Genomic DNA, 24,720 nt, shown 5'->3' with positions numbered 1-24,720 from the left:
ATACGATGCACGAACACGATCACGACGATCCGAAGACCTACTGCGATCCACACGTCGCCGAAGAGCAGGAACGAGCCGCGTTGGCCGGGATGTTGTCGGCGGAGAAGTTCGCTTATCTGCAGGCGCAGACACGTCGCCACTTTCTCCGCAACTTCACCGCAGGCGTCGGCACGATGTTTCTTGGAGCATCGCTGCCCGAATTATGTCGGTCCGCCCACGCCACAGATCGCAGCATCGATGGCAATCTCCGCATCGATTTCGCACGCGACCCATCTCATCCGCTCTCTGTACTTCCTCCTCAGTTTGCACCGACGGCAAAACGCATCATCTATCTGCACATGGCAGGGGCTCCAAGCCAGCTAGAACTGTTTGATTACAAGCCAGACCTCGCCCATCTGGATGGAAAGGATTGCCCCCAGTCGTTCCTTGCCGGCAAACGTTTTGCGTTCATCACCGGTGTTCCTAAACTGCTTGGGCCGCAGTATCCATTTCATCGTGCAGGCCAAAGCGGTCAGTGGATCTCTGACCGGCTGCCTCATCTCGAAAAGCATGTGGACGACTTATGCTTCATCAAATCGATGAAGACGGATCAGTTCAATCACGCTCCAGCCCAGCTGCTGGTGCAAACAGGCAATGCACGCCTGGGCTATGCATCCATCGGATCATGGGTGACATACGGTTTGGGGACAGAGAACCAGAACCTTCCTGGTTTTATCGTTCTCATCTCCGGCGGCAACATGCCTGACGGCGGCAAGCAGCTGTGGGGCTCCGGCTTTCTGCCGAGCGTCTATCAGGGCGTGCAGTGCCAGTCCCACGGTGATCCTGTGCTCTATTTGAAGAACCCCGAAGGCGTCTCTCGACAGGCTCGGCGCAGCATGCTCGACGCGGTGGATGAGATCAATCGGCAGGAACACAAGGAGTTCGGTGATCCCGAGACCGTAAGCCGTATCGCCCAATACGAGATGGCCTTCCGCATGCAAATGGAAGCAACCGACACCATGGATATCCATAAAGAGTCCGCCACCACACTTGCAGCCTATGGAGCCAGGCCGGGTGAGGCGAGCTTCGCAAATAACTGCTTGGTAGCGCGTCGACTTGCAGAGCGTGGCGTACGCTTCATTCAGCTCTACCACTGGGGTTGGGACTCGCACGGAGCAGCCGCAAAGGAAGCTCTTAATCTCGGCTTTCAGGATCGGTGCCGCGAAACGGATCAACCCATCGGTGCGCTGCTTGACGACTTGAAACAGCGTGGCATGCTGGAGGATACTCTGGTTGTCTGGGGCGGAGAGTTTGGCCGCACCTCGATGAAAGAGAACCGCAACGGTGGCTCACCGTTTGTGGGACGCGATCATAACCCCGGAGCCTTCACCATCTGGATGGCGGGTGGTGGCGTAAAGTCTGGATACACTCACGGCGAAACCGACGCGATGGGTTATGAGATCGTGAAAGATCCGGTGGAGGTGCGTGATCTGCACGCCACCATGCTGTATGCCCTGGGATTCGATCACCGCAAACTCAACTATCCCTATCAGGGACTGGAACAGAAACTAACCACGGTGAATCCCGCACGCGTCGTTGGCGAGGTGCTTGCGTAAGAAGGATGGCATTCTCACCACGTCAACTGATCTGCGCACGCAGACACCGGCTGGTCATAATTGTGCCCATATTGGCACTCGCCTCTCTGTTTCTGGTTTTTCCTCCAGACGGCCAGGAGCGTTCCCCGTGGCTGCTCTTCGCGGGAAAATTTCATCTGCTGACAATCCATTTCCCTATTGCGCTTCTGTATCTCGTTCCACTGCTCGAGCTGATTGGAAGGCATAAACGCTTTCCTCATCTAAAAGCTTCGGTAGAGTTCATGCTGATGCTCGGCCTCCTGGCAAGCCTGTTTGCAGCTTCGCTGGGATGGGCACTTGCCCGCAATGGTGGCTACTCCGGACGCATCGTCGCGCAACACATGTGGGGAGGGCTGCTCACGGCCTTGGCATGCTGGTTGTGTTGGATCCTTCGTGATCATGCAGCATCGCGACGCGGCAATATCGTCTACTGGGCGGCGCTCGCAACCACGGTCTCATTAGTTTCCTGGACGGGTTATCGCGGTGGTCAACTTACGCAAGGCGAGAATCACCTGACAGAGGGAATGCCCGCTCCCCTGCGAACCCTACTCGGCATAAGTACCGACGACAGTGCCGCCACGGGCGCAACCACCGTTGCAGTCGTCGATCGCAACACATTCTATGGCGCACGCGTTGAACCAATCTTTGCGAAGAACTGCTATTCCTGTCATGGCACCAACAAGCAGCGAGGAAATTTACGCCTGGATAGCTACAAAGCAATCCTGCGCGGTGGCAAGCACGGCGCCGTCATTAAAGCTGGCAACACAGCCGGCAGCGAGCTATTTCATCGCATCAATCTTCCGCAGACAGACGACAACGCCATGCCGCCTTCGGGCAAACGGCGTCTCACCCCAGACGAGATCAAAACAATCGAAGCATGGATCAAAGCTGGAGCGAGTGAGGCTTCGCCACTGAATGCAATTCAAGGCGCACCCACCAACGTTGCAGCCGCCCCCAAAGAAATTGAACTACCGGAGTACGATCCTTCCATTGCAGATAAGGCCCGCTCGTCGCACGCTGCAGATGTAGCTGCTCTTCAGAAGCGCTATCCGGATCTCCTGCAATATGAGTCTCGAACCTCAGCAATGCTCAGCTTGAATGCTTCACTTGCTGGTGAAAAATTTGGGGACAGCGACCTCGCATCTTTCAAACTGGTCCTTGAGCAGATAAAGACTGCCGACTTCTCTGGCACCTCCATCAGCGATCACTCCAGTGATCTCATTGCCAGCATGAAAAATCTTCGCCTTCTTCGGCTTTCACACACCCGCGTCACAGACGATGGAGTCAAGCGACTGCATGACCTCGTGCACTTGCAATCCATCAATCTACTGGGAACGCAGGTTACCCCTGCAGTGCTTGGGGTGATCGCCTCCATGCCGAAGATGGAACACCTCTACGTTGCAAACACAAGGATCACGCCGGCGTCAGCGAATACTCCGACATTGAAACAGAAACTAATCTTCTAATAGGGAGCAACTTATGTCGAACCCATCCGGATCCATGAACGTCACAAATCTCTTACCTTCTGCATCGGGACGGCCGCCATTGCTTCACTCGCTTCGGATCCGATAATTCCGATCGAACTGGAAATCGCGGGCACTCCAGAAAAGCGGTATGCACGAGTAACAGAAAGCCAACCCGCTATTCAGACAGGTGGATGAGTATTGGGATTTTAGAGCGAACTGACAATACCTCCTCGACTCGTGCTTTAGGAGTAGGCAGAATTGGCGCACGACACTTGATGCTTGGCGGCACCTAGGCAAGGGCGGTAGGCGAAAATAGCGCACAACCCGGGCTTGGCAGTGCTTTTAAGTCCTTTGGATCACGGCATCGAGTAGGCGGAACTATTATTCAGTTTCAATATGGAAGAAATTCTTAATAACATCGCCCATCGAAAGCTGTTCTTTACCGTAAGCACCTTACTAGCGGTTCTCTGTCTTGTTTTACGCTATTCCGTATTACCCCAGTGGAATAGCAGCCTTTCTCGCCATGGAACAGAGGTATTCGCTCAACTGGCTGAAGGCCTATTTACGACGCTAACAACAACAATTTTTGTTGGCATTTTCATCCTCTGGGTCACTCCATCGAAAATGCGCCGTGCGAACTTTGAGCCAGTCGAATCAACGCAAATCAGAGTACTTCTTAAAGATGCTGCCACAAAGTCGCTTACGTGGACCTTGAAAGGCGGAATGGGAAGATATACAAGAGAGGAAACTCTTTCTACGCTTATAAGCAGCGCAAAAAACACTGGCACGAGACGAAAAATTAGGATCATGTTATTGATCCTGATAACGAAAAACTTTGCCATAGCTATTCGGTATATAGAAACGGAGTGAAGTCTGCCCAAAATGCTCATCCACTAACAGCAGATTCCGTCAGAGACCACGTTCTCGCTACGATACTATCTGCAGTTAAAGCAAGTATCCATGAACCTCTTTTGGATGTTGAGACATTTCTCTTGCCGAGTTGGTCAGTCATGAGACTCGATGTTTCCGATCTTTATATGGTCATGACAAGTGAGGATCCCAGCGAACCTGGGCTTCGAGCGGACAAAGACTCGCACTTCTACAATACTTATGTCAAAGATCTCGACCTGCAGGCCAAACAAGGCAAAAAACTTCAGGGATTCGACAGTCTTTCACAGATATCGATCAAGTCTCCCACCGACTTGCTTTCTGTAATCGATCGACTTGACCTCAAATACAAAGACCTTGATGGTGAGCGTCTGGAAAAAATTTGGAAATTAATGCACGGAAAGAGTCATCAATATGCCTGAAGCTTGGATTGAAACTTTGCTAAGCGCTTTTTCGTGGAACCAAGCATTTCTTCTCAAATCGGAACTACTAGAAACTCTAAAGAAATGCCAGTTCAGACAGCATCCGCTTGGTTTTGTTCATGCCGCGTTGAACGATAGCGAAGACATGGCATTGCGCTTTCATATATGGAAGCCAGGGTTTCGTCAAGTGCAGCAGCCCTCTTGGTTGATACACACGCATACATTCGAACTAACTAGTCTTATTCTCTTTGGAGAGCTTTCCAATTCGGTTTACAGATGGAATGACAACTCTAATACAGGTACAGGCGATAAACAGATTTACGAGGCACACTACCAAAATGGCTTATCTCAATAAGTCGTACGGATCGAACCGGGAGTATTCATCTGGAAGATTCAATTGAGGCAACAAAAGGATCACAATACACAGTACCTCTGCGACAATTCCATGAAACTACTGTAGCCATAGATACCTTCGCCGCAACTATAGCTGTAGCAAAAAAATATGGGGGAAACCCATTAATCATTGGGGACATCACAGGCGACAAATCCTACTCATATCCGAGAGTGGAGCTATCGGACTTTTCGCGCGATTCACTTATCAGAGATGTATGCGACTCGTTTAACAAAGACTCTTGAAGGTAGTTTTCGATAAACTTGGCGCGTGTGTTGGCGGGTGCCCACATCTGACCCGCCCGCAAAAATCGGATGCCCCATATCTCGATTTTGAGATGTGGGCATTCGAGCGAAGCTCGAACCGCTTTTCTCATTCCGGATGGGTGGCCCTACATCCAATCCCCTTCTTACCCATCCTTGCTATACTTCTCGCACCGGCCCCCACACAAGACAACTCCTCCTGAAAGGACGCTCCCATGCGTACCGTCTATCAAGTCCTTGTGCTCGCCTTCACCATCCTCGTCGCTCCGGTCGTAAAAGCCGACACCCTCGACTTCACCATCACCGGACAAGGCTCCATCTACACCTTCTCCCTCGATTCCAGCCCAACACCGGACCTCGACGTAGCAGGCGTCTTCTTCCGGCTCGATAACGTTCTCGTCAACGTCGACAACATGTTCGGCCAGACCTCAAACATCAACTTCTTTAACAACTTCGCCGCAGGTGGCCTGAGCCTGGTTGACCTTGGCAACCTCGCCCTCTCCGGCCCGCAGCTCTACACCGGCACCGAGGCCACGCCCAGCTTCCTCACCGGACAGTTCACCCTGACGTCCGGCCTGGACACCTACAACCTCACCATCACCCCGGAATCCTCCCCCGTACCCGAACCAGGAGGTCTTGTCCTTTTGGCCACCGGAGCTGTCGCAACCCTTCGCTCGATTACTCGAAGAAATGGGCGATCTTCCTCCCTGTGGTCTCTGAGTAATACACCGTAACGTGAGCTCCTTTTTCGCTCCCCGTTGGCGGGTGCCCACACATCTAAACCAACCCATACCTTGGGTGGACGGGGGGCGGGTGGCCCACACATCCAATCCAACCCATAACGGGTGCCCCATTCATGCAGCCTCATCGCATGAGTGGGGCATTCGCGCGAAAGCGCGAACCAGATAAATCCCTCATGACGACAAAGGTCGAGAAGGAGGAGCGCGGGGGTTTTCGAGAAGGAACCGGGCTTCGACATCCCGCTTATATTTAAGCTGTTAGTTGTCCGCTACTCAAGGCAACAAAACTTCAAAGGATTGTAGTTCCCATGTCAGAGTCCAAAGGATCTTGGCGGCAGATCATCATCTTTCTGCTGCTCCTCACCGCGCTCAGTGCGATCTTCAACTTTCTCATTCTCAGTTCTCATAAACTCCGAGGGGCCGAAGGCCTCTATGTCATGGGCATCACGTGGTGTTCAGGCTTGGCGGCAATAGCGACGCTTAAGCTCAGCGGCCGCAAGCTATGCGAATTGGGCTGGAGATGGCCACAATCAAGATATGCCTTCATAAGCTGGAGCATCCCGTTGATCTACGTGACCATCGCTTACGTCATCATCTGGTCCAGCGGTATGGGCGGATTTCCCAACCTCGACTTCATGCAACAGCTTGTTGCAACCATGGGCCTCCATGCCTCTCCCCTCATCTCTACACTCATTTACGTTCTGCTCACCGGTAGTCTGGGCATCATTGGAATCATGTCACGTGCTTTGGGTGAGGAGATCGGCTGGCGTGGCTTCCTGCTTCCAGAGCTCTACAAGAAGATAGGTTTCACCTGTGCAGCGCTGTTCAGCGGCGTGGTATGGACCTTGATTCATTACCCCGTTCTCATCTGGGCCGACTACAACTCCGGAACGCCAACCTGGTATGCTCTGATCTGTTTTTCGGTAATGGTCATGTCGCTCTCCTTCATCTTTGCCTGGATGCGGCTCAAGTCCGGCAGCCTTTGGACGGGCGCAATCTTGCATGCGAGCCACAACCTCTATATCCAGAAGATCTTCACTCCGCTAACCCGCGATACCGGAAAAACCCCTTGGTTCATCGATGAGTTCGGCCTCGTATTGCCACTCGTAGTAACCGTCCTCGCCATCTATTTCTGGCGGAGACGCCACGAGCTGGAAACCGCGACAGCCGCAGCATAGCGATCAAACGGGTGAACTCATGCCTTCAAGGACTCGGGGGCGGGTGGCCCACATCTGCCCCTCTCAAAAATCGGGTGCCCCATCTTCGTCGCAAAGCGACTAAGGTGGGCATTCGAGCGAAAACTGGGGTCCCCGGGCAGCCCGCTGCCCGGGGTGGAAAGCTCGAACCCGATAAAGTCCAGACCATACCCATAGGCTTTCGGGCGACCGACTATCAAGTGCTATCAAGACAAAACGAGCTTCAGTCTTTACTCGAAGAAATGCGCGATCTTCTTCCCTGCGTTCTCTGAGTAATACACCGTAACGTGAGCTCCTTTTTCGCTCCCCGTTGCGATATCTTTTCCCGCCGTCTTTGCAGCATCATCGGTCATGGCGAACGTCGTTTTAGCGCCGTCCTCGGACTTCACCGTGATGGTCTTCCCCGTCCGGTCGATACTCTCTACCGCGCCCTTCGATTCCTTCAGGCCGTCATCGCCAATCTTGTCAATCGCCCCTGCCGTCTCTTCCGATCCCCGCTTGGTGTAGTGAACCACCACTTCGGAGCCCTTTTGCAATCCGTGCCAGGAATCAGCACCCACTTCTTTCGAAGCGTGCGCCGAATGAACCGCCGTTGTGTTGACGAAATGCACGGAGTGCTCCGTGCCGTCGCTTGCTTTGACCAACATCGTTTTGGCTGCAGGATCGATCTTCTCAATCACGCCATGAACCGCACCAACGACGTCGTCTGCCGCATAGGCAGAGGAAACAGCCATAGCGGATAGAAGAATTGCTGCATAAATCTTCATGCTTTGCCTCCTAAGGCTCCCGGGAATGACCACGATTTCACAGATTTTGATTAAAAAGCATAGAACGTACTCCTCAAATCAAACAAATAAATATTCGTAGACGGCTGGCCCACATCCTAATCCAACTCATAATGAGTGCCCGTTCATGCGGAGCTTCGCCCCTAAATATCTGAAAACTTTTTCTCAACGTGCACCTTGAGTTTGCATACAACTCTCCTGTACTGTCTCTCTGTTTAAGAAACCTCCCCGGGAGAAATAATGCCTCGCATATTCTTCGCTCTAATTCTGTCCCTGTTCTTTTCGGCTGCTGCCTACGCCAACCCAATCCAGTACACGCTTATCAACAACACCAACGCCAATGGCCACGGCCCGAGCTGGGGCTTCGATACCGACGGCACTTTCACCTTCACATTGCCGTCTGCTATCACTGTTAACACAATCGTTCATGCGCCCGACTATATAGGTCTCGGGCCTGAGTACATAATTCCCGGATTTACCTACATAACTGCGCCGGATTTCACGCGTCCTGATGGTTCTCACGTGGATGAAATTCTGTTCACGATCGAGTCATACGGCTTACAGGTTCAGATCAACTCACATCCCGGTTCCGCGGTTGTAATATCCCTTATCCCTAGCTTTGGTATTCCTGATCACTATGAGGGGGAAAGCACCTGGAGCGCCGACATTTCCCTCGACGGAAGAGATGTTGGCACGTCTCCCGTACCGGAACCTTCCACCATCGCAATGATTGGAATAGGCTTCCTTGCACTTCTAGGTACTGAAAGAAAACGCTTTGAACGAGCGGCCATACAGTAAGGACGGCTCGCACATCCGGCCCTGCTCACAAATCGGGTGCCCATCTTCGCGACGGCTCTATCGTCGCTAAGGTGGGCATTCAAGCAACGCTCGAACCGTCTTAAAATCCCCCCGGTAAAATGGGTTCCGCCTGGTGGATGCGATGACGGCCTATATCCTGGTTAATGCTCAGCGAAGTACCTGGATTGTCCGCGCGACAAACTCTCTGAGATCAGAGGATGCGCCTTCCTGTGATGGTGTACTTCGCGTGAGAATCGTCTGGCGTGACCGCCTCCTCTTCCACAGGTTTCTTCTCCTCCGCAGGTTTCCTCTCCTCCACAAGTTTTCTCTCCTCCACAGGTTTTTTCACCTCTATACGCTTTAATGTCTCTTGAGGCTTCAATGCCTCTTTAGGCTTTAATGTCACGTCAGGCTTCAATGCCTCTAACGGTGGCATCACCTCTGCAGACTCTTCCGGTGCCATCGACTCCACAGTATTCTTCGCCGCTACAGGGTTCTCTGGAATCATCGCCCACGCGAATCCGTGCGCCAGCCATAAGAAAACGGTGGTGAAGAAGCACCCTGAAGCAAGAACAGCTACGAAGAACATGGCCTGATCTTTATTGTTGGCGTGGGCATAAAACCCGACTCCGAGAAAGCAAAAGGTTACGACCGAGAAGAAGACCGCGAAACGCCCAAGCCGACGAGATAAAACACTCATGCGATGACTCATTCAGGTCCTCCGTCGCTCACCGAAGTAAATCTCGGAGAGTTTACCGCGGTTCGTTGTTCTCCGTCCGCATCTGCGCCGGCTGGCTTGCGGAATAAATTCCTTGACTCACTCTGAAAGCGCGAAGTCATCATTAAATCTCCTGTTTTCCCCGCTGTTTCCGTAGCCACCTGCGGACGGCTGGCCCACAGCCGGCCTGCTCGCAAAAAATCGGTCTGATCGTCGCCAAGGTGGGCATTCGATCCTTGCCGGCCCCCGATTCCGTGGCTTAAAACCACTGACGCAGAGCGCGCTGCGAACGTTTGCATCGCGCTCTGCATCATAAAGGGGCCACAGCTCCCCAGCACCGCAGTTGCCTCAAACAGAGGCCACCTCGAAGCAAAGTATCCTACCTCGAGTTGCCACTGCTCGCCGGAAACAGCGGCTGCAGTCCGGTTGTCTCTCCCCCGAAGACGTGGCTTAGCTGATCTGGAGCCAGGGATCCTGTATGGCACAGAAAGCAACCTTTCGTGTGCTGTTGGTACGTCTCCATCGTCGAGTTGGCGACGTTGGTCGCGCCTGCCTGTCCTCCTGGAGGCGCATTGCCGGCCGTCGTCCAGGTAGCCCCAATCAGGAAGTAATCGGAGCGGATATCACCCTTCGGCATCAGCGCGTTTACGCTGTTGTGAATTGAAATAAGGTTGCTGTTCGCCGCCGCGTTGCTGGCTCCCGCGCCCCATGCATAAGTTCTCAAGGAGTCGCTGGGGCTGATCGTATACCCGCTCGCGGCGAGAATGTTCCCTTCTTTTGCCGTCATATGCTCGGCATTAAACGGGCCGGTCGAATTGGTTGCTGAGAACCGCCAACTCCCGGCTGTGCTCTGAGGAACGGTTACAGGGCCCCCATTCGTATTGGTATACGTGTACGCAGCATTTGGCGTGTCCCCAAAGTGTTCAAACGTAGCCCAGATCATCTCCGGATGGCCTTTGACGCTGCCCACAATATGCAAGCCGAGCAGCCCCAACGTGGCCTTCCTCTGGCCTGTCAGAACCCATTTCTGTGGATTTGACTTGTCGTAAACCGGAATCTTTGCCATCGTCGTGATGTAATTTTTTTTAGTGAGCTCGGTGACCTCAATCCAGGAACTCTTCAATTCCACGGTGAGTGCCTGTGCGTCCGTAAAGCTTGCCTTTCCATTGGCGGCAGCATACTTCTGGATTGCGGCAAGGTCTGTCTGCGTTGTCGGAAATTGCGTGGCATCAATGGCACCATTTTTCACTCCCGTCAGGAAGTAGGCGTAGACATCGTTTGTCATCGTCGAGTAATAGACCAGGCCGTCTTTTTGTGTCTCCAAAACTCCGGAGCCTCCTGCTTGCCCCTGTTCCACGTCGATAATATTGCCGTTGGAGTCGACAAACACCGGTTTTCCGTCGACCATAAATTCCTCTGCTGTCTGGATCATGTCCGATGGCACGGAATCGCTTCTGAGAGCTCCGGCAGACGGCAGCGCGATCGTATTGCCAGCTCGATCCAGAAACGCCAGCTTGTGGTTCGAGGTTATAACCGCCTTGCTCACCTCCACCAGGTTGCCTGCGCTATTGACGACAATCTGCTGTCCTGAGTGATCGACAGGTGGCTTCATCACTTCGAACAATTGGCCCGATCTGCCCTCGATGATCGGCAAATCATGGGGACCACCTTTGTCGGCCCGCAGCATCATCGAGTGAACAAACGAACCGTTGCCGTGCGGCAGAAACGTCCTTTTGCCGCTGCTATCGGGAGGAGAAACATCATAGAAAGTCGCCGAGTCAAAGATGCGTGAGCCGCCCGATTCCGATGTCACCCAGAGGAACATTTGTTTTGCCCACGCATAGAAGTAACACACGCTTCCCTCTGTAAAACCAACGCTATTCGCGGGATTCACGACCCCGTTCACGACAGGCTTCCCCGATTGGAACCATTGGTCGAACGTCGTCGAAGCCACTGGGCAATTGGGAGCCGCGTCCTGAGGAATAGTCTGCGCCGGAAGCAAGGTTCCGGTCACCATCAGCGCAATCATGCAAAGGTATTTCATACTTGGTCTCCTGTTCTAAGGCAGAAACACATCTCGCACCGTGTGGGAGACCGAATTTCTTCGCCATCCCGCACAGTGACAAATCGATTCCTTAACACACGCAGGGCCCGATGCACGCGGGCCCTGCGTAGGTTGTTTGGCGATTATTTAAGCTGGCGCTAGCTATTATTCAGGATGGTTTGCACCGTGAGTGTGGGGTAGGCCGAGTAGAGATTGCTCTTTTCATTGTGAGCGTTAACCCACGCTCCGAAGGCCGCGACATTGTCTTTCACGGGCGTGGGGGGGGGATTGTCCACAAAACCGAGCAGTCCGTCGAAGATATCGCCCATCTGATTGACGAAGTCTTGAATGTACTGGTCGAAAGTGCCGTCGTACTCGGTCAAAACCCACAGAGTCTGCGAGAGAAAGAGGGCGAACCCAGCCTCTGGAAGGAAACGGGCAAAATGTACTGTTCCCACAGCATTCAGTCCGTCATTGATTGCTTTGGAATTTTTCGGGTCGGCCAAATAGGCAAAAATTTCCCAGTTCTTTCCTTTGGTGATGGGCAACCTCAAATTGAGGGGGCTTTGAACTTGGCCGGCTGCATCCCGCATGCGAGGAAGTTCTTCGGCATTGCTTGTGTGCAAGGCGGCAGGGGTAGTAGTTTTTTCGTCGGTGTGCAGGGCTTGAGGAACCAAAGTTTTTTCCATGACGGATCTCCATTGTGCGTCAATTTTGAATTGGGCAACGGATGCAGGCGGGAGGAAGGCGGATCGGCAAAGGTATCCGGTTGTAGACATCCCGGAATTTCGTCTGGTTACACCGCTATTGTTTGTACCTATCCCGCCTTCAAAAGTCCAATGACAATTGGATTTGGGGGGAACCGTCAGGCGGGGTGGCCCACATCTAAAATCGGGGGCCCCATCTTCGCAACGATCTTATCGTCCCTAAGGTGGGCATTCGAGCGGCACTCGAACCATCTTTAAATCCCACCCTGTAAAATAGGTCTCCCCAAAGGAGCCCCGCATGGAAGCTTCCGCCACTCCGCCGCCCTTCTACATCGAGATCGAAGAACACAGCGCCACTGCCCTCGTCCGCTGCCACGGAAAACTCACCGCCAACTACGCCGATCAGCTCTACACTCCCGTCTCCACGCTCCTGCCCGACCACAAGCATGTCATCCTCGACCTCGCCCACCTCACCCATATGGACTCCATGGGACTCGGCGCCGTCGTCCGCCTTTACGTTCACGCGAAAAGTCGCGGTACCACGGTCGAGCTCCGCAGCCTCAACCAGAAGATCCGCGACCTCCTCATCCTCACCAACCTGCTCCCCGTCTTCGCCTTCACCGGCGAACACCACATCCGCATTGGACCGTAATCTTGGACGGGTGGCCATACATCCAAACCCACCCATGACTGTTGGAGACGAACAACAACATCCCGAACTGGACACCTGTCGTCTCGGGGTGTTTATCCATTCCAGGCATCCTCGACGGCGAGCTATAAGGTCTCGGCTAGGACCTCGGTGATGGCACACAGCACTCCTACCAAGGCCGCTCTGTGCCATCACCGATAGAAGTCTACACATTGCCCAGGAAGGCGAGAAGGTGCCGGAAATAGATGGCCTGATCGTCCCACAAAGCCATATGACTGCCGTTGGGGCAGATGGCAGAGGTCGCGTTCGGCATCAGCGTCGCCATTTTACGCATGTCGGCAGGGTCCATCTCATCATGATTCGAACCCATGGTGAGAGCCTTCACCTTAATTTCGTGCAGGCGATCCCAGCGCTCCCAGTCCTTGAAATTTCCCGTCACTTCGAACTCGCTCTTGCCCTGCATCTGGTTGTAAATCTTCTCGTTCCCGAGGCGGAATGCACGCGTCACGGGCTCGGGCCAAGGCTTCAAACGGCAGATCATCTGCGGATACAGTTCCTCCATGACGATTCGGGTGTATGCAGGGTTTTCGTAGTCTTTCGCAGCCTCCATCGCATTGAACTTTGCCAGCGACTCAGTCGAGAGCAGTTGCGTCTTCAAGGAAGCCGTTCGCTTGAGGTAAGACTGTATGCCTGCCGTCATATTCGAGATCACCAGGCCGCGCAGGTGCTGCTGGTAGTTCAGCGCGTACTCGATCGCAAGCATGCCGCCCCAGGAGTGGCCGTAAAGTACAAAATGATCCAGGCCTAGTCCACGACGAACCTCCTCGACCTCGCTGAGATATCTAGGCAGAGTCCAGAGCGTCGGATCGTCGGGAACATCGGAGTTCCCAACACCGAGCTGGTCGTAGTAGTACATCTCAATCCCCGCCTGCGGTAAGAAGGACTCCATTGCTTCCAGATAGTCGTGCGGAAAGCCAGGTCCGCCATGGAGCAGAAGCACCTTCACAGAACCGGAACCAATCTGTTTGGTCCAGACCTTGTACTTGCCTCCGGCGACTGGAATCATGCGAATGCCCGCAACACGAATTCCGCTAGGGTTCAAAGCGTCTGCGATCTGTGTTGGCTCAAGATGGGTTGCCGCTTGTGCAGATTGCGACAGAGCCGACGTGGAGGCGGTTGTAGCGAAAGCAGCAGCAGAGTATTTTAGGAAGCTTCGGCGTTTCATATTCCATAGGATAATCGTCGTATCGGATTGCTGGCCTTCGCCATGACTTCCGGGTGGTCGACCACCCGGAACCTAATCCGAAACGGCCTTCCGGGAAAAGACGGTTACACGGCAACTTGCCGAAGGCACCGATCGATCTGAAATGGGTCAAGGAACGCTGAGGCCTGTTCTTACCAACGGAGACTCGAGCTCGACTCCTTCCACGCTTAGACTTCTAATCGCGTTTTCCTTGAACAACGATGCGGCGCACCACGGTAATGGGGATCGAGCCGTCGGGTCGAGGGCTGACGCGCCAACTCAAAGTGTCGCCCTTCAGTTCGTAGTCGCGGATCTGTGTCGTGTCGTCGTTGTTCGGAAACGTGCTGCGGTCGATATGGAGGGTGACTTTGCCGGTGGCGGAGTCGAAGCTATAGGTGCCGAAGCTGCAACTCGAGGTCAGTTGTGCATCTTTGTACTCCTCGAACGTGCCCTTCTCGCGGTCTTTTCCGGAGAATTTTGTGCGCACATCGCGAAATACATCAATCATGAAATGACCGTCGGCGGTAAAGATGGCCAGGCCGTGCGGCACTGCGCCATAATCGGCGACGCGCTTACCGTCGGGCAGGATCTTGTCCGCTGCAATGAGCTTCCATGTGCCGACATACGGGTTTTGGGCTGGCGTCTGGGCATCCGCGGAGGAGATAGCGAGTGCCACGGTAGCAACAACGGAAACGATGGCGATCATGGGTACACCGTACTAACCGCACGAACGCTGCACAATTTGATTCTTTTTACCGAACGATTGAATTTCGCTTACGTTTTCCGCAATACCCGGGAGCCTTGCGGCTGCGCAAGTTCGGCCAGAGCGGCTCGTGTTGCCGTGCCAAGCAAAGAATAAAAAGTATCAAGGGCAGGGTTCGTGGCATTCGGATCACGGTGCAGCGCCACGGGAAGAGATGGAAGAGCAGGCAGGCGATGCAACGACCTGCTTGCCACCAGATGAGCCGGCAGTTGCATGGCTGTGCGCGCGGTGATCCCAAGCCCTCCTTGAAGCGCGGCCCATAGGCCGTTCAGGCTTGGGCTGGTGGCCGCGATACGATGCGGGATACCGGCGGTTTCGAGCTGTTGCACGGCGGACTTGCGGAAGGCGCATTGCGGGCCGAGTACAGCGAGGGGGAGAGAAGTATCCTGTGTGCGGAACGCTCGGCTCGCAATCCAGAGCACAGGCAGTTCGCCCAGCATCAGAGCGTCCTTCCGGTCCGCGAATCCAACGGTCAGCGCGAGATCAAGCTGGCTCTTGTCGATGGCTTCAATGAGAGCGCCATTACCCTCAATACGCAGCTCTATTTGAGTTCGTGTATAAAGCGCCGTGAACTGCCGCAAAACATCAGGGAGCAGCGCGGCGAAATCCTGTGGAGCACCGATGCGAATGGTGCCGGCCAACGTCACGCCCTGCATGGTCTGCAGCAGATCGTCGTTGAGTGCAAGCATGCGCCGGGCATATCCGAGCGCTGTGTCTCCGGCTTCTGTCAGCTTCAGGCCCCGGCCGTGCTTACGAAAGAGCGGTGTTCCTAATTCCTCTTGCAGGCGCTTCATCTGCAGACTGATCGCCGACGGCGTCCGCCCCAGGCGGTCTGCCGCCTGCGCAAAGCCGCCCACATCATGGGCCGTGATGAGTGTCCGCAGGGTGTCGAGATCGAGATTATGCAGTGGCATTCTGCGTTTGAGATTACATGAGTTGCGGAGTACGGAGCAGGAACGCTGGCGTCATCAACCCATCTGCCTGCCGCGGGAAAGCATAATCCTGCTCAACAATGCGTTGAGAAAGATCAGCTTGTGAGGTGGCTTCCATAAGTCCGTGTACCGGCGGACGCGATATGGAAGCATTGTATTTACGGTGGCCACAATTTGTTTCAAGTGGCCAGATTATCGCTCAACGGATACTTACAACAACACGATGGGATAACGGTGGCACAGGTAGTTCCAACTTAGTTTGGAACTACCTGTCGGTAGAGTCGAGAGCGCCGTGCGGCCCATCTTTTCGAAGAAATTAGGCTTCGCATAAAAAAGCATTAATGCACTGAATTGTTCGTGCATACACGCCGAAGCATTTATCTCCTGACGAAGGTATAAGGTTGCGTTTCTCGGGAATAAACGCCAACCCCCTGCGTTCTTCTTACAACAACATCTGACGAGCGATCGAACGAAAGTCAGGTTATCGCTTTATGGAAATAAGTGTTCTTGAATTTACTCCACTCTGTTGTTGCAAGAAGAAAGGCATATGAAATACATCACATCAATCTCCCCAATATTGATTGCTCTCACACTGATGGCACCTCAAGCCGCACATGCCAAAGTAGGGCATCTTGATCTTCCCGTAAACGCTGCAATCGGTAGATCGAAGGTAGTTAAGCTTTCTCTGATCAATGAATCAGGTGCTCCAATGGTGCTTAAAGATGGAGACGAGATCATCAAGCTGGAACCTGGTAAGTCCATCGATGTTAAAGAACCGATAGGAAGCCGTATAGTCGTCGTCGACAGTCCCGTGCACTCACGGAAGCCGGGAGATGTGATTGTAGAAGTGTCAGGGACGCTGAGTGGTGCGATCGTGCACGTCAAATAGCTCCATCTTCCGATCAACTCCATAGACCGTCATACCATCGCCGGCGGGTGGCCCATATAGAAACCCACCATGACGGGGGTCCCATTCATGCAGCATCAGCGCATGAATGGGGCATTCGAGCGAAGCTCGAACCCTCATCTGGCATCGAAGGAAACCACTTCCGCCCGGCAACGCCGCCGTTGTACACGATCAGACCTCGGAAGCGGCATCCCATTTCGGCTTCGTCTCTCTGCCCCATCTCTTGGGGTCCTCGCTGTGCATCTTCTCCATCTGCTTGTACACATCCGGATGTTTCTCCGTGACGTGTTTCACCATGACGCTCACCATCTCGTCCCACGACGAAGCAGACAGCTTCTCGTCACAATTCCCTCCGAGTTCTTTACATGTCATTGTCTTCATCGAAAGATCACCTCACACGGCTTCGCTTGACTTCGACGGTCAGTCCTTCGCGATCGTTGGCTGGGTGGCCAATCAATTTATGCGCCTTCAGCGCATGAATGCTCATTCGCACGGAAGCGCGAACCGCTCTTCTCTATCCACCGATAGCGGTGGATGGCCCTCAATCATTATGAAAAGATTGAGGGAGTATGTCTAAGCTGACAGATTCCGTAAGAAGTGAAGTCGTCCGACGCGTAAGTAATTCCGGCCAATCCGTGGCACACCGCTTTGACCACATCGAGCGTGTCATGCAGAACGCACTTGCCATCGCCGCCACCATCGAGGAAGTCGATTACGAAATTTTGCAACTCGCAGTACTCCTGCACGATGTCGAGCAACCCGCTGGGAAAAAGGCCGAGCATGTGGAATTGAGTCTGCGAGCTGCAGAGGAAATTCTGAAGCAGGCGGCTTGCCCGGACGAGAAGGCCAGTAAGGTTCTCAGAGTGATTGGCGAACATTCCTCAGAACACGTCAGGACCATCCAACCATCCACCGACGAAGCAAAGATCCTGTTTGACGCAGACAAACTCGACGGTCTCTCGGCAGTGGGCATCGCTCGCGTCTTTGCACTCTTCGGACAAATGGACCTGCCCCCTCTTCAAGCGATCGAATGGTATAAGCAGAAAATTGATATCGCTTTGCAGTACATTCAGACCGCAGAGGGGCGCAGACTCTGCGACTCACGATTGCCCTACGTCCAACAATTTCTTTCTCAACTAGAATCAGAAGCCCGGATAAGCAAGGACATCTGGACCTCGTGACTTCAAGTCCTGAATCGTATGGGCGGGTGGCCCATACGCGATCGTAGACTCCTCTTTACGAATTACTTATGCCTTTCTCGATAACATCGATTCATGAAAGGGAGGCATATCCAATGCCGAATGTACATGGTCTCGAGTTCAACGCCAATCAGTCCGAACTGGTCAAGGATCTGATTCGCGAACTCTTGAAGGACGGCGACTGCGCCGTCTACGCATTACGCAACATGAAGCCGAACGGCGAACTGCGAATGGCTTCGACCCCGCCAATTCCCGGGCCCCGCAGAGCCCGCGGCGTCTTCCTGCGAGTCCGTCCCGGAGTCAAGGAAGCCATCATCGTGCGTCCGATGAACGCAAAGGCCGGTCAGCAAAACATGAAGGTGACAAAGCTTACTCAGGCCGAGAATCTCGAAATCATCCGAATCTGGCGTAAGCAAACGAAGCCTCGCGGAGTTCCCTCCGGAAAGACGGAACCTGGCAGCGAAATGACGCCTGCTGCTGAGATGGAGCTGGTTGGGGCCACTCTCTAACCGCGCTCCGCATACGCCTGAGTTTCGGTCGAGCTATTACATCTAAAGCCCATACGCACAAATCCGGCAACTCGTATCCATCCCCACCTGTGCCGCACACCTGAAATGAGGCGCCCATCCATGCGGTCTCACCCCATGGATGGGCCCGGGGAAATCCTACAGATGAATCGCTAGCTTTTCGACTTTCCAGAAACCTTATGCACCTCAGCTTTTTGACCGCCGACTGCCTCTAGCTCTGCTTTCGTCGGCTCAATCTTCATCCCGTATTTCTGTCCCCCGACCAAAACTGTGTCCAGATACTCAGCCTTCCCATATCGGCGAAAGGTCACATCTGAGGTGGCATGGGTCGTCTCCGCCTGCATCGGTGTGAACGACACCATCGCACTATGGTTTCCAGACGCAGCCGTAATCTTCATAATGCCCTGCATATCTTCAGATTGGGTGATAGTGTAAGCTCCGGCAGGCATCTTGGTAGAGCCCGCCGTGAAGGCAAAGTCCGTTGAAAAATCCAGACCGTCGGCAATCTGCGCAGCGCCAGGCACTGCAAGTAACAGGCACAAGAATCCACTCGCGCCCAGCATCTTCAGGATATTTAGGAGGTTCTTCATTGTTGTGTCCTCGCTCAAATTAGATTTTGCGGGGCCCGGAAAGACGATACTCGCAATCCACAGCGTCAGACAAACGAACATTCTCTCGATGAAGAGGCTCTCCCACTCATGCAACCTCATCGCATAAGCCAATCAGCCTTGAATCGCGTACACCAACGGGCCAGCGTAACCTCATCCCCTTCAATCGTTGGCTCCGACTCCTCCAAACTCGCCTTCAACGAGGACGCCCGAAAAACAACACATATCCATCCGCGTCTTCAAGCTCGAAGCCACGCAGACCGTCTTCGGTATCCCGCAGAGGTTTGGAAAAGGTAACTCCGCGCGTCGCAAATTCGGCAGCCAGTGCATCGGGGTCGGGCACTGACACATAAGCGTCCCATCGAGCCTCCCGTTCACGCTTGCAGTTGGGGAGCGGTTCCGCGCCGACATCCTTGACGAAGATCATCGCCCCTCCCCGCTTCACAATAGCGAAAAAGGGCTCGCCATTCGGCTCCTGGAAGACAACGTCAAACCCGAGTTTTTCTTGATAGAACGAAAGTGCCGTCGGGACGTTTCGCACAATAAAGAACGGGGAGACGCTGCCTATAGCTGTCTCTGTCACGCATGACCTCTCATCATCCACAGCTCTATCTCGATTCTGAAGATGTAAGTCAACTGGCATAACTACCTCCTGTCTCCGGAGGCTATGCCCACTGTTTACCCAGCCCTTCCAACCCCGCCGCAGCAAGATCCTGAGGCAGCATCACCGGATGCACCTCCACCCCCGCATTGAACAAAAGAAAGAACGGTTCTGCAAGCGTTGGGATCTTCGACGGATCCGCAAGATCCACAATCAGAACCCCGCTCCGCTGACCATTTCGGGCCGTAAAGTATGTTGCCTCGGGTTTCAACTGGTCAAGGATTCGCTTCATCTTGGTTCCGGCAGAACCATCTCGGACTGCAGCATTGAAAGTCTCAACAGGAAAAGTGACGTACATGATCATGCGCATGGAAACACTCCGGCCGCCATCGGCGAATATCTGAGGGCCCGTCAGGAGGAGGCTAAGCTACGCCTGCGATCGAAACCAAGTCAATAGAAGATTCCCCGGAATGGAACCTCACCATCTGAATTCGAAACCTTTACGCCGGATAACCCGCATCCATCCACGACTTGAAAAAGGCAATCCGATCCGCTGGCCATGCTTCGTCCGGAGGCATCGAGCCGTCCGCAACTCTTTCATACACACTCTGCGCATTGGCTGGAACACACATCCACGCAGAGTCACCAAGATCGACCCCCATCCCCTGCATGCACTCAACATCCTCATCCCGGAAGAGTGGTCGAATATCCGTCGCAAAACTGAGAGCCATCATGACCTCCTTTTTTCATGCTCCACAGAGCCCAGAGTAGACCTAAATTTCCCCATTGCCCACCCTCTACGAATGGCTATGCGGAGCAGCACCCGACCAGAGGAGGATTCAACACCGTCATACCTCTCCTCACTTGATGGACAGTCGACTCCTCAAGACCGTACAAGTCCGCCTTTATACATTACTTACGGCTTGCTCTGTAGTATCGATTTTATGAAGGGAGGCCTTTTCCGATGCCGAATGTACATGGCATCGAGTTCAGTGCAAATCAGTCTGAACTCGTTAAAGACTTGATTCGCGAACGATTGAAGGTAGCGGTCAACCTATACATCCAAGCCACCCGCCGAATGCCCATGCATGCAGTTCACCGCGTGGTGGGCATTCGGCGGGTGGCCCATACATCATCCAAGGTTCATTGCTTATAAACCAGAGAAGGCCCACTCACCTGCTTCACCTTCAGATCGACCTCAACCTCTACGCGATCGGCGATCTTCACGAACGGAATACCACTCGTCATTCCGTAGTCCTTTCGGTCAAACGCCATCTTCCCCTTAATCTCCCCGGCGCGGGTCCCCTTGCCTGAAATCGTCAGCTTCAACGTCTCGGGTTTAGACACTCCCCGGATCGTAAACGTGCCCGGGATATCGAACGTCACCGGACCGGTCTGGGTCACCCCCGTGGACCGAAACGTGATCGACGGATTCTCCTTCACGTCGAAGAAGTCTTTGCTCCGCAGCTTTCCGTCCTTCATGTCGCTCCCAGTATTCACTGTGGCCGCATCAATCTTGATGTTCAGGACTCCCGATGTGACATCCGCGGAAGTAAACTTCAGCGAAGCATCCCATCGCTCGAACTTCCCGGTCAGGGCAACCGAAGCCTTCACATAAAAATTGACGTTGCTCTCCTCCGGAGTCGTCGCGAATACCGGAGCCTGCGCCCGGACCGCCAACGGAAACAGCGCAAACGCCAGAAGACTGGCAAGTCCTGATCGCATCATCGCTGGTCGCATCGTAAAAGTGTCAGTCCCTCGTGCCGCCAAGTCAACATGACCCGCGCCAGAATCCTCCATGGCCTCGAAGTCCACCCTCCCGAAGATTAACTTGGAATGGCCTCGGCATCAGTTCGTTGCGACAGGTGCCAAAGCTCGACACGATTTCCGTCAAGCCGGCTCCCATGCCCTCCTGGAACTGGGGAGTCCCCGGCGGTCCTTATCTGCCCGATCAAAACACCTGGACCTTCCCCGGATAGATTCCAACGCCTCACACCGAGCCAAAGTAAACCTGAACCTCGCGCAACAACCCGTCCTCCACCCGAAACCACTCCACGTTCCGGAAGGTCTTCCCATCCATCGGAACCAGCTCGTAGCGCACAAACGCCTCGTTCCCATGTACGAAGATTCGCTCCAGACGGAACTCCTTAATTCGATCGCTGTTGGGCCAGCACCGCTCGAAGTAGGTCTTCCGGTCGATATGGTCGTCCCACGGAGAAGTAAAGGTGAAATCCTCCGCAACTAGGTTCTCCAGCAGCCCACGATCCTTGTCTACATACGCCCGGAAGCACTCCCGCACCACTCCTTCGACCGCTCGCTCCGCCATCGCTCACCTCACATCCATTGGATGCGTAAACTGCCTTTCCTCAACCCTTCCCACACCTGATAGCCTTTCCCACAGAAATCTCAGGTGCCCTATCGAGCCCTCTATCTCTACCCCGGTCCTCAAGCCCCAGCGCAACATGGCGGTCGACGCCTACCGCGGTCTCGTCATGTTCCTCATGATGGCCGAGGTCCTTCGCCTCTCCCATGTCTCCCGCGCCTGGCCCGGCAGCACTTTTTGGCGCATCCTCGCCTTCAACCAGACCCACGTCGAATGGACCTGGTTCAGTCTCCACGACCTCATCCAACCCTCCTTCACCTTTCTCGTCGGAGTCGCTCTCCCTTACTCCCTCCGTAGCCGTCAGCGTAAGGGCGAAGCTTTCTCCCGTAGCCTCGCCCACACCGTCCAGCGCAGCTTCATCCTCGTCGCCCTCGGAATCCTGCTTCGCTGCATTCACCGGCCCCCCATCTACGTCACCCTGGAAGACACCCTCACTCAGATCGGCCTCGGCTACACCTTCGCCTTCCTTCTCGCCTGCGTCCGGCCACGCTGGCAATGGACTGCGCTCGCCGTTATCCTCTTCGGCTACTGGCTCGCATGGGCGCTCTATCCCCTTCCGCCCACCGGCTTCAACTACGCGGCGGTCGGCGTCCCACTCAACTGGCACAGCCATCTCCTTCACGGATTCGCAGCGCACTGGAACAAGAACGCCAACCTCGGCCAGGCCTTCGACCTCTGGTTCCTCAACCTCTTTCCCCGCACCTCTCCCTTCCTCTACAACGGTGGCGGATACCTGACCCTCAGCTTCATCCCCACCCTCGGCACCATGATCCTCGGCCTCATCGCCGGTCGATGGCTCCTCACCGCAGCGCCCAGCCTTCCCATCCGCCGTCTCCTCCTCGCCGGTACCGCGCTGGTGGCCGCCGGAGTCGTCCTTCATCTCCTCGGCATCAACCCCATCGTCAAGCGCATCTGGACCCCGGCCTGGACCCTCTTCAGCGGCGGCCTCTGCTTCTATCTCCTGTCTGCCTTCCTCTGGATCGTCGAGCAGCGAGGCCACCGCACCCTCGCCTTCCCGCTCATCGTCATCGGCATGAACTCCATCGCCGCCTACCTCATCGCCAACCTGTGGGAGCACCTCATCGACTCCTCCTCCCTCTACTCCTCAATGGCCGATCGGCTCCGCAGCCATCTCGGCGAAGGCATCGAACTGCTTCTCCTCGGAAGCATCTCCCTGCTCCTCTACTGGTCCCTGCTCTACGCCCTGCACCGCAAAAAACTCTTCCTCCGCATCTGATGGAGTTCAAAGCGCGCAGCATCGCACACCACATAACTCAACCAACACGTCATCTCAACTCAGACACTCAACTTCATCGCACTACAGATCACTCAACCACCAACGTCATCTCGACCGGAGACGCGCAGTTTCATCGCGCGGCGCAGCGGAGAGATCCCTGTATTTCGCCTTTGTTCTTGCTGTTGCCTGTTTTCCAAAGCCTCCCATAAAGCTCTTGGAGCCTGAAACCTAACCCTCCGACCGACCGCGCCAGCCTCACCCCTAAAGTGATAGCCTTTTCTCCATGAGCGGTCCCACCCTCCAGCAAAAGCTCGACCACCTCCTCGACAATCTCGCCGAAGCCGAACGAGAGTACGCCGCCGGAATTCCCTATCCGGATCACACCGGAGGTTCCTGGCCCGAGAAGATCGAGGGCATTAAAAAGCGCATCGCCTCCGTTCGCGAGATGATCGCAGCCGAGTGACCCACAGAAGAACCGAAGCGAACCCACCGCTTTACTCTGTCAAGCCTGAAACCTCCTCATCTTACTGATTTCAGACATCATCCCAACTGCCGATGAGTTCAACCCGTTTCGGTAAGATTAAAGAAGAGCGGCAAAAAGAGCAGGGGGAGACCAGCACTAAACGCCTTCCCACATCTCCTTTTCTTGCAATACTTTGAAGGCAAGCCATTCCTTATCAAGACTTTGCCAGGCAAGCCCGGTCTTATCTGATGAAGAATGAAGACTTTGCAGAAAATACCCGGGGGACCGACCGCAACTGAAATCCCTCTGAAAATAGAATATGTCGCCAACAACTGCTGGTGATAGTCTTCTCCGGACGGGCCCCTCTCACTTTCTAAGAACGAGGCTTCCCATGTCCTATTCGTCCTCTCTGCCCCTCCGATCTGCAGGCGTCTTCTTCGCCTTCGCCCTCACCGCCTCATCTTCCCTGGCCTTCCAGGCGCCCGAAAAGGCAGCCCTCCAGGAGCGCGTCTCCGCCCTCAAGGAATCCGTAGCCGCCAACCACGCCAAGCTGGAAAAATACCAGTGGACCGAAACCACCACCATCATCCTCAAGGGCCAGACCCGAAAGACCGAGCAGAACACCTGCCGCTACGGCCCCGACGGCAAGGTCCAGAAGACTCCCATCGGCGCCCCTGCCGCCCAGCCTCAGGAGCAGCAGCGGGGAGGCCGCTTCAAAGCCCGCATCGTCGAAAAGAAGGTCGATGAGATGAAGGACTACGGAGCTCGCCTCAAGAGTCTCGTCGGAGAGTACGTCCCGCCGAATCGCGACAAGATCCAGGATGCCTTCCAGGCCGGGAACGCCAGCATGACCCCGTCCGGCGGAACGGTCTCCCTCGCCCTCAGCAACTACTACAAGCCCGGCGACAAGATGATCTTCGCCTTCGACACAGCTGCGAAGAAGATTCGCAACCTGACCGTCGATAGCTACCTCGACGATCCCAAAACCGACATCGTCACCCTCTCGGTGAACTTCGCCAGCCTTCCCGACGGAGCCAACTATGCGGCCAACACCGACCTCAAAGCTGCGAGCAAGGAAATGGAGATCAAGACTGTAAACTCCGATTACCAGAAGATCGCCCAGTAAGTCTGCGCCGCAGATTCGCTGGCTATCAGATTCGCTGGCTATCTTCGACAC

General features: G+C 54.5%; 29 protein-coding genes. 15 read left to right on the top strand and 14 right to left on the bottom strand.

Features of this window, described 5'->3' with window-relative positions:
- The first annotated feature begins 5 nt into the window (after window positions 1-5).
- From AC5S26_RS06650 to AC5S26_RS06620, 7 genes are all read left to right on the top strand, one after another.
- On the top strand, window positions 6-1,595 hold the full coding sequence (locus AC5S26_RS06650) for a DUF1501 domain-containing protein (RefSeq protein WP_494184066.1): 1,590 nt from the start codon (window positions 6-8) through the stop codon (window positions 1,593-1,595).
- A gap of 5 nt (window positions 1,596-1,600) precedes the next feature.
- Window positions 1,601-3,079, top strand: a complete 1,479-nt coding sequence (locus tag AC5S26_RS06645) for a c-type cytochrome domain-containing protein (protein ID WP_494184065.1) — start codon at window positions 1,601-1,603, stop codon at window positions 3,077-3,079.
- A 396-nt stretch (window positions 3,080-3,475) separates the two neighbouring features.
- A complete protein-coding gene (locus AC5S26_RS06640) occupies window positions 3,476-3,949 on the top strand; it encodes a hypothetical protein (protein ID WP_494184064.1) in 474 nt (157 codons plus the stop codon).
- Window positions 3,946-4,389, top strand: a complete 444-nt coding sequence (locus tag AC5S26_RS06635) for a hypothetical protein (RefSeq protein ID WP_494184063.1) — start codon at window positions 3,946-3,948, stop codon at window positions 4,387-4,389. The genes AC5S26_RS06640 and AC5S26_RS06635 overlap by 4 nt, the downstream gene beginning before the upstream one ends.
- Window positions 4,382-4,744 carry a hypothetical protein gene (locus AC5S26_RS06630; RefSeq protein WP_494184062.1) on the top strand — a complete coding sequence of 121 codons (363 nt, stop codon included), beginning with the start codon at window positions 4,382-4,384 and terminating at the stop codon, window positions 4,742-4,744. Before AC5S26_RS06635 ends, AC5S26_RS06630 begins: the two co-directional genes overlap by 8 nt.
- A 514-nt stretch (window positions 4,745-5,258) precedes the next feature.
- A complete protein-coding gene (locus tag AC5S26_RS06625; RefSeq protein ID WP_494184061.1) occupies window positions 5,259-5,777 on the top strand; it encodes a hypothetical protein in 519 nt (172 codons plus the stop codon).
- A gap of 314 nt (window positions 5,778-6,091) precedes the next feature.
- The gene (locus AC5S26_RS06620; protein WP_494184060.1) at window positions 6,092-6,961 is read left to right on the top strand and encodes a CPBP family intramembrane glutamic endopeptidase; all 870 of its coding nucleotides are present in this window, start codon (window positions 6,092-6,094) and stop codon (window positions 6,959-6,961) included.
- 248 nt (window positions 6,962-7,209) lie between these two features.
- On the opposite strand, the gene AC5S26_RS06615 is transcribed toward AC5S26_RS06620, so the two are convergent.
- Entirely contained in the window at window positions 7,210-7,746 is a 537-nt protein-coding gene (locus AC5S26_RS06615; protein WP_494184059.1) for a hypothetical protein, read from the bottom strand.
- Between the two features lie 258 nt (window positions 7,747-8,004).
- Here AC5S26_RS06615 and AC5S26_RS06610 point away from each other — a divergent pair, with 258 nt between their 5' ends.
- Window positions 8,005-8,562: a PEP-CTERM sorting domain-containing protein gene (locus AC5S26_RS06610; RefSeq protein WP_494184058.1), complete on the top strand. Its 558-nt coding sequence runs from the start codon at window positions 8,005-8,007 to the stop codon at window positions 8,560-8,562.
- A gap of 211 nt (window positions 8,563-8,773) precedes the next feature.
- Here AC5S26_RS06610 and AC5S26_RS06605 read toward each other — a convergent pair whose 3' ends face one another.
- The 3 genes from AC5S26_RS06605 to AC5S26_RS06595 all read right to left on the bottom strand — a co-directional run bounded on the left by AC5S26_RS06605 (window position 8,774) and on the right by AC5S26_RS06595 (window position 12,013).
- Window positions 8,774-9,151 carry a hypothetical protein gene (locus AC5S26_RS06605; RefSeq protein ID WP_494184057.1) on the bottom strand — a complete coding sequence of 126 codons (378 nt, stop codon included), beginning with the start codon at window positions 9,149-9,151 and terminating at the stop codon, window positions 8,774-8,776.
- A gap of 508 nt (window positions 9,152-9,659) precedes the next feature.
- A complete protein-coding gene (locus AC5S26_RS06600) occupies window positions 9,660-11,324 on the bottom strand; it encodes a hypothetical protein (RefSeq protein ID WP_494184056.1) in 1,665 nt (554 codons plus the stop codon).
- Window positions 11,325-11,482: 158 nt separating this feature from the next.
- The gene (locus AC5S26_RS06595) at window positions 11,483-12,013 is read right to left on the bottom strand and encodes a hypothetical protein (RefSeq protein WP_494184055.1); all 531 of its coding nucleotides are present in this window, start codon (window positions 12,011-12,013) and stop codon (window positions 11,483-11,485) included.
- 316 nt (window positions 12,014-12,329) lie between these two features.
- Between AC5S26_RS06595 and AC5S26_RS06590 the strand changes: the two genes are divergently transcribed.
- Entirely contained in the window at window positions 12,330-12,683 is a 354-nt protein-coding gene (locus tag AC5S26_RS06590) for an STAS domain-containing protein (RefSeq protein WP_494184054.1), read from the top strand.
- Window positions 12,684-12,885: 202 nt separating this feature from the next.
- Here the strand turns inward: AC5S26_RS06590 and AC5S26_RS06585 are convergent, their stop codons facing one another.
- From AC5S26_RS06585 to AC5S26_RS06575, 3 genes are all read right to left on the bottom strand, one after another.
- On the bottom strand, window positions 12,886-13,905 hold the full coding sequence (locus AC5S26_RS06585) for a proline iminopeptidase-family hydrolase (RefSeq protein ID WP_494184053.1): 1,020 nt from the start codon (window positions 13,903-13,905) through the stop codon (window positions 12,886-12,888).
- A 214-nt stretch (window positions 13,906-14,119) separates the two neighbouring features.
- On the bottom strand, window positions 14,120-14,629 hold the full coding sequence (locus tag AC5S26_RS06580) for a lipocalin-like domain-containing protein (protein ID WP_494184052.1): 510 nt from the start codon (window positions 14,627-14,629) through the stop codon (window positions 14,120-14,122).
- Window positions 14,630-14,697: 68 nt separating this feature from the next.
- Window positions 14,698-15,600, bottom strand: coding sequence for a LysR substrate-binding domain-containing protein (locus tag AC5S26_RS06575; RefSeq protein ID WP_494184051.1), 903 nt, complete (start codon window positions 15,598-15,600; stop codon window positions 14,698-14,700).
- A gap of 565 nt (window positions 15,601-16,165) precedes the next feature.
- On the opposite strand from AC5S26_RS06575, the gene AC5S26_RS06570 reads away from it, so the two are divergent.
- A complete protein-coding gene (locus tag AC5S26_RS06570) occupies window positions 16,166-16,507 on the top strand; it encodes a hypothetical protein (RefSeq protein WP_494184050.1) in 342 nt (113 codons plus the stop codon).
- A 189-nt stretch (window positions 16,508-16,696) separates the two neighbouring features.
- On the opposite strand, the gene AC5S26_RS06565 is transcribed toward AC5S26_RS06570, so the two are convergent.
- Window positions 16,697-16,906, bottom strand: coding sequence for a DUF1059 domain-containing protein (locus tag AC5S26_RS06565; RefSeq protein ID WP_494184049.1), 210 nt, complete (start codon window positions 16,904-16,906; stop codon window positions 16,697-16,699).
- A gap of 188 nt (window positions 16,907-17,094) precedes the next feature.
- On the opposite strand from AC5S26_RS06565, the gene AC5S26_RS06560 reads away from it, so the two are divergent.
- Together AC5S26_RS06560 and AC5S26_RS06555 are read left to right on the top strand one after the other, a co-directional pair.
- The gene (locus AC5S26_RS06560; RefSeq protein WP_494184048.1) at window positions 17,095-17,706 is read left to right on the top strand and encodes an HD domain-containing protein; all 612 of its coding nucleotides are present in this window, start codon (window positions 17,095-17,097) and stop codon (window positions 17,704-17,706) included.
- A 113-nt stretch (window positions 17,707-17,819) separates the two neighbouring features.
- Entirely contained in the window at window positions 17,820-18,233 is a 414-nt protein-coding gene (locus AC5S26_RS06555) for a CRISPR-associated protein Cas5 (RefSeq protein WP_494184047.1), read from the top strand.
- Window positions 18,234-18,403: 170 nt separating this feature from the next.
- On the opposite strand, the gene AC5S26_RS06550 is transcribed toward AC5S26_RS06555, so the two are convergent.
- From AC5S26_RS06550 to AC5S26_RS06525, 6 genes are all read right to left on the bottom strand, one after another.
- Entirely contained in the window at window positions 18,404-18,841 is a 438-nt protein-coding gene (locus AC5S26_RS06550) for a hypothetical protein (RefSeq protein ID WP_494184046.1), read from the bottom strand.
- A 214-nt stretch (window positions 18,842-19,055) separates the two neighbouring features.
- Window positions 19,056-19,442, bottom strand: a complete 387-nt coding sequence (locus AC5S26_RS06545; protein WP_494184045.1) for a VOC family protein — start codon at window positions 19,440-19,442, stop codon at window positions 19,056-19,058.
- Between the two features lie 82 nt (window positions 19,443-19,524).
- Window positions 19,525-19,830, bottom strand: a complete 306-nt coding sequence (locus tag AC5S26_RS06540) for a panthothenate synthetase (protein WP_494184044.1) — start codon at window positions 19,828-19,830, stop codon at window positions 19,525-19,527.
- A gap of 130 nt (window positions 19,831-19,960) precedes the next feature.
- Entirely contained in the window at window positions 19,961-20,194 is a 234-nt protein-coding gene (locus AC5S26_RS06535) for a hypothetical protein (RefSeq protein ID WP_494184043.1), read from the bottom strand.
- Between the two features lie 409 nt (window positions 20,195-20,603).
- Window positions 20,604-21,188 (bottom strand): YceI family protein, encoded by a 585-nt coding sequence (locus tag AC5S26_RS06530; RefSeq protein WP_494184042.1) that lies wholly within the window; start codon window positions 21,186-21,188, stop codon window positions 20,604-20,606.
- Window positions 21,189-21,450: 262 nt separating this feature from the next.
- Window positions 21,451-21,786, bottom strand: a complete 336-nt coding sequence (locus AC5S26_RS06525; RefSeq protein WP_494184041.1) for a nuclear transport factor 2 family protein — start codon at window positions 21,784-21,786, stop codon at window positions 21,451-21,453.
- A 136-nt stretch (window positions 21,787-21,922) separates the two neighbouring features.
- Here AC5S26_RS06525 and AC5S26_RS06520 point away from each other — a divergent pair, with 136 nt between their 5' ends.
- The 3 genes from AC5S26_RS06520 to AC5S26_RS06510 all read left to right on the top strand — a co-directional run bounded on the left by AC5S26_RS06520 (window position 21,923) and on the right by AC5S26_RS06510 (window position 24,669).
- Window positions 21,923-23,080 (top strand): acyltransferase family protein, encoded by a 1,158-nt coding sequence (locus AC5S26_RS06520; RefSeq protein ID WP_494184040.1) that lies wholly within the window; start codon window positions 21,923-21,925, stop codon window positions 23,078-23,080.
- Window positions 23,081-23,363: 283 nt separating this feature from the next.
- Window positions 23,364-23,543, top strand: a complete 180-nt coding sequence (locus AC5S26_RS06515; protein WP_494184039.1) for a hypothetical protein — start codon at window positions 23,364-23,366, stop codon at window positions 23,541-23,543.
- Between the two features lie 391 nt (window positions 23,544-23,934).
- Complete coding sequence (locus AC5S26_RS06510; protein ID WP_494184038.1) at window positions 23,935-24,669, top strand: hypothetical protein; 735 nt, start codon at window positions 23,935-23,937, stop codon at window positions 24,667-24,669.
- Window positions 24,670-24,720: the final 51 nt, after the last annotated feature.

The sequence above is a fragment of the Edaphobacter sp. FHG110511_03 genome (assembly GCF_059115365.1).
Note: the sequence above shows the minus strand (reverse complement) of the source record. Positions and strands in the feature narration are given on the sequence as shown.

Excerpts from the sequence above, each read along its gene's own strand:
- AC5S26_RS06650 (WP_494184066.1), top strand. The coding sequence starts at position 6 with ATGCACGAACACGATCACGACGATCCGAAGACCTACTGCGATCCACAC.
- AC5S26_RS06645 (WP_494184065.1), top strand. The coding sequence starts at position 1,601 with ATGGCATTCTCACCACGTCAACTGATCTGCGCACGCAGACACCGGCTG.
- AC5S26_RS06640 (WP_494184064.1), top strand. The coding sequence starts at position 3,476 with ATGGAAGAAATTCTTAATAACATCGCCCATCGAAAGCTGTTCTTTACC.
- AC5S26_RS06630 (WP_494184062.1), top strand. The coding sequence starts at position 4,382 with ATGCCTGAAGCTTGGATTGAAACTTTGCTAAGCGCTTTTTCGTGGAAC.
- AC5S26_RS06625 (WP_494184061.1), top strand. The coding sequence starts at position 5,259 with ATGCGTACCGTCTATCAAGTCCTTGTGCTCGCCTTCACCATCCTCGTC.
- AC5S26_RS06620 (WP_494184060.1), top strand. The coding sequence starts at position 6,092 with ATGTCAGAGTCCAAAGGATCTTGGCGGCAGATCATCATCTTTCTGCTG.
- AC5S26_RS06615 (WP_494184059.1), bottom strand. The coding sequence starts at position 7,746 with ATGAAGATTTATGCAGCAATTCTTCTATCCGCTATGGCTGTTTCCTCT.
- AC5S26_RS06610 (WP_494184058.1), top strand. The coding sequence starts at position 8,005 with ATGCCTCGCATATTCTTCGCTCTAATTCTGTCCCTGTTCTTTTCGGCT.
- AC5S26_RS06605 (WP_494184057.1), bottom strand. The coding sequence starts at position 9,151 with ATGTTCTTCGTAGCTGTTCTTGCTTCAGGGTGCTTCTTCACCACCGTT.
- AC5S26_RS06600 (WP_494184056.1), bottom strand. The coding sequence starts at position 11,324 with ATGAAATACCTTTGCATGATTGCGCTGATGGTGACCGGAACCTTGCTT.
- AC5S26_RS06595 (WP_494184055.1), bottom strand. The coding sequence starts at position 12,013 with ATGGAAAAAACTTTGGTTCCTCAAGCCCTGCACACCGACGAAAAAACT.
- AC5S26_RS06590 (WP_494184054.1), top strand. The coding sequence starts at position 12,330 with ATGGAAGCTTCCGCCACTCCGCCGCCCTTCTACATCGAGATCGAAGAA.
- AC5S26_RS06585 (WP_494184053.1), bottom strand. The coding sequence starts at position 13,905 with ATGAAACGCCGAAGCTTCCTAAAATACTCTGCTGCTGCTTTCGCTACA.
- AC5S26_RS06580 (WP_494184052.1), bottom strand. The coding sequence starts at position 14,629 with ATGATCGCCATCGTTTCCGTTGTTGCTACCGTGGCACTCGCTATCTCC.
- AC5S26_RS06575 (WP_494184051.1), bottom strand. The coding sequence starts at position 15,600 with ATGCCACTGCATAATCTCGATCTCGACACCCTGCGGACACTCATCACG.
- AC5S26_RS06570 (WP_494184050.1), top strand. The coding sequence starts at position 16,166 with ATGAAATACATCACATCAATCTCCCCAATATTGATTGCTCTCACACTG.
- AC5S26_RS06565 (WP_494184049.1), bottom strand. The coding sequence starts at position 16,906 with ATGAAGACAATGACATGTAAAGAACTCGGAGGGAATTGTGACGAGAAG.
- AC5S26_RS06560 (WP_494184048.1), top strand. The coding sequence starts at position 17,095 with ATGTCTAAGCTGACAGATTCCGTAAGAAGTGAAGTCGTCCGACGCGTA.
- AC5S26_RS06555 (WP_494184047.1), top strand. The coding sequence starts at position 17,820 with ATGCCGAATGTACATGGTCTCGAGTTCAACGCCAATCAGTCCGAACTG.
- AC5S26_RS06550 (WP_494184046.1), bottom strand. The coding sequence starts at position 18,841 with ATGAAGAACCTCCTAAATATCCTGAAGATGCTGGGCGCGAGTGGATTC.
- AC5S26_RS06540 (WP_494184044.1), bottom strand. The coding sequence starts at position 19,830 with ATGCGCATGATCATGTACGTCACTTTTCCTGTTGAGACTTTCAATGCT.
- AC5S26_RS06535 (WP_494184043.1), bottom strand. The coding sequence starts at position 20,194 with ATGATGGCTCTCAGTTTTGCGACGGATATTCGACCACTCTTCCGGGAT.
- AC5S26_RS06530 (WP_494184042.1), bottom strand. The coding sequence starts at position 21,188 with ATGATGCGATCAGGACTTGCCAGTCTTCTGGCGTTTGCGCTGTTTCCG.
- AC5S26_RS06525 (WP_494184041.1), bottom strand. The coding sequence starts at position 21,786 with ATGGCGGAGCGAGCGGTCGAAGGAGTGGTGCGGGAGTGCTTCCGGGCG.
- AC5S26_RS06520 (WP_494184040.1), top strand. The coding sequence starts at position 21,923 with ATGGCGGTCGACGCCTACCGCGGTCTCGTCATGTTCCTCATGATGGCC.
- AC5S26_RS06515 (WP_494184039.1), top strand. The coding sequence starts at position 23,364 with ATGAGCGGTCCCACCCTCCAGCAAAAGCTCGACCACCTCCTCGACAAT.
- AC5S26_RS06510 (WP_494184038.1), top strand. The coding sequence starts at position 23,935 with ATGTCCTATTCGTCCTCTCTGCCCCTCCGATCTGCAGGCGTCTTCTTC.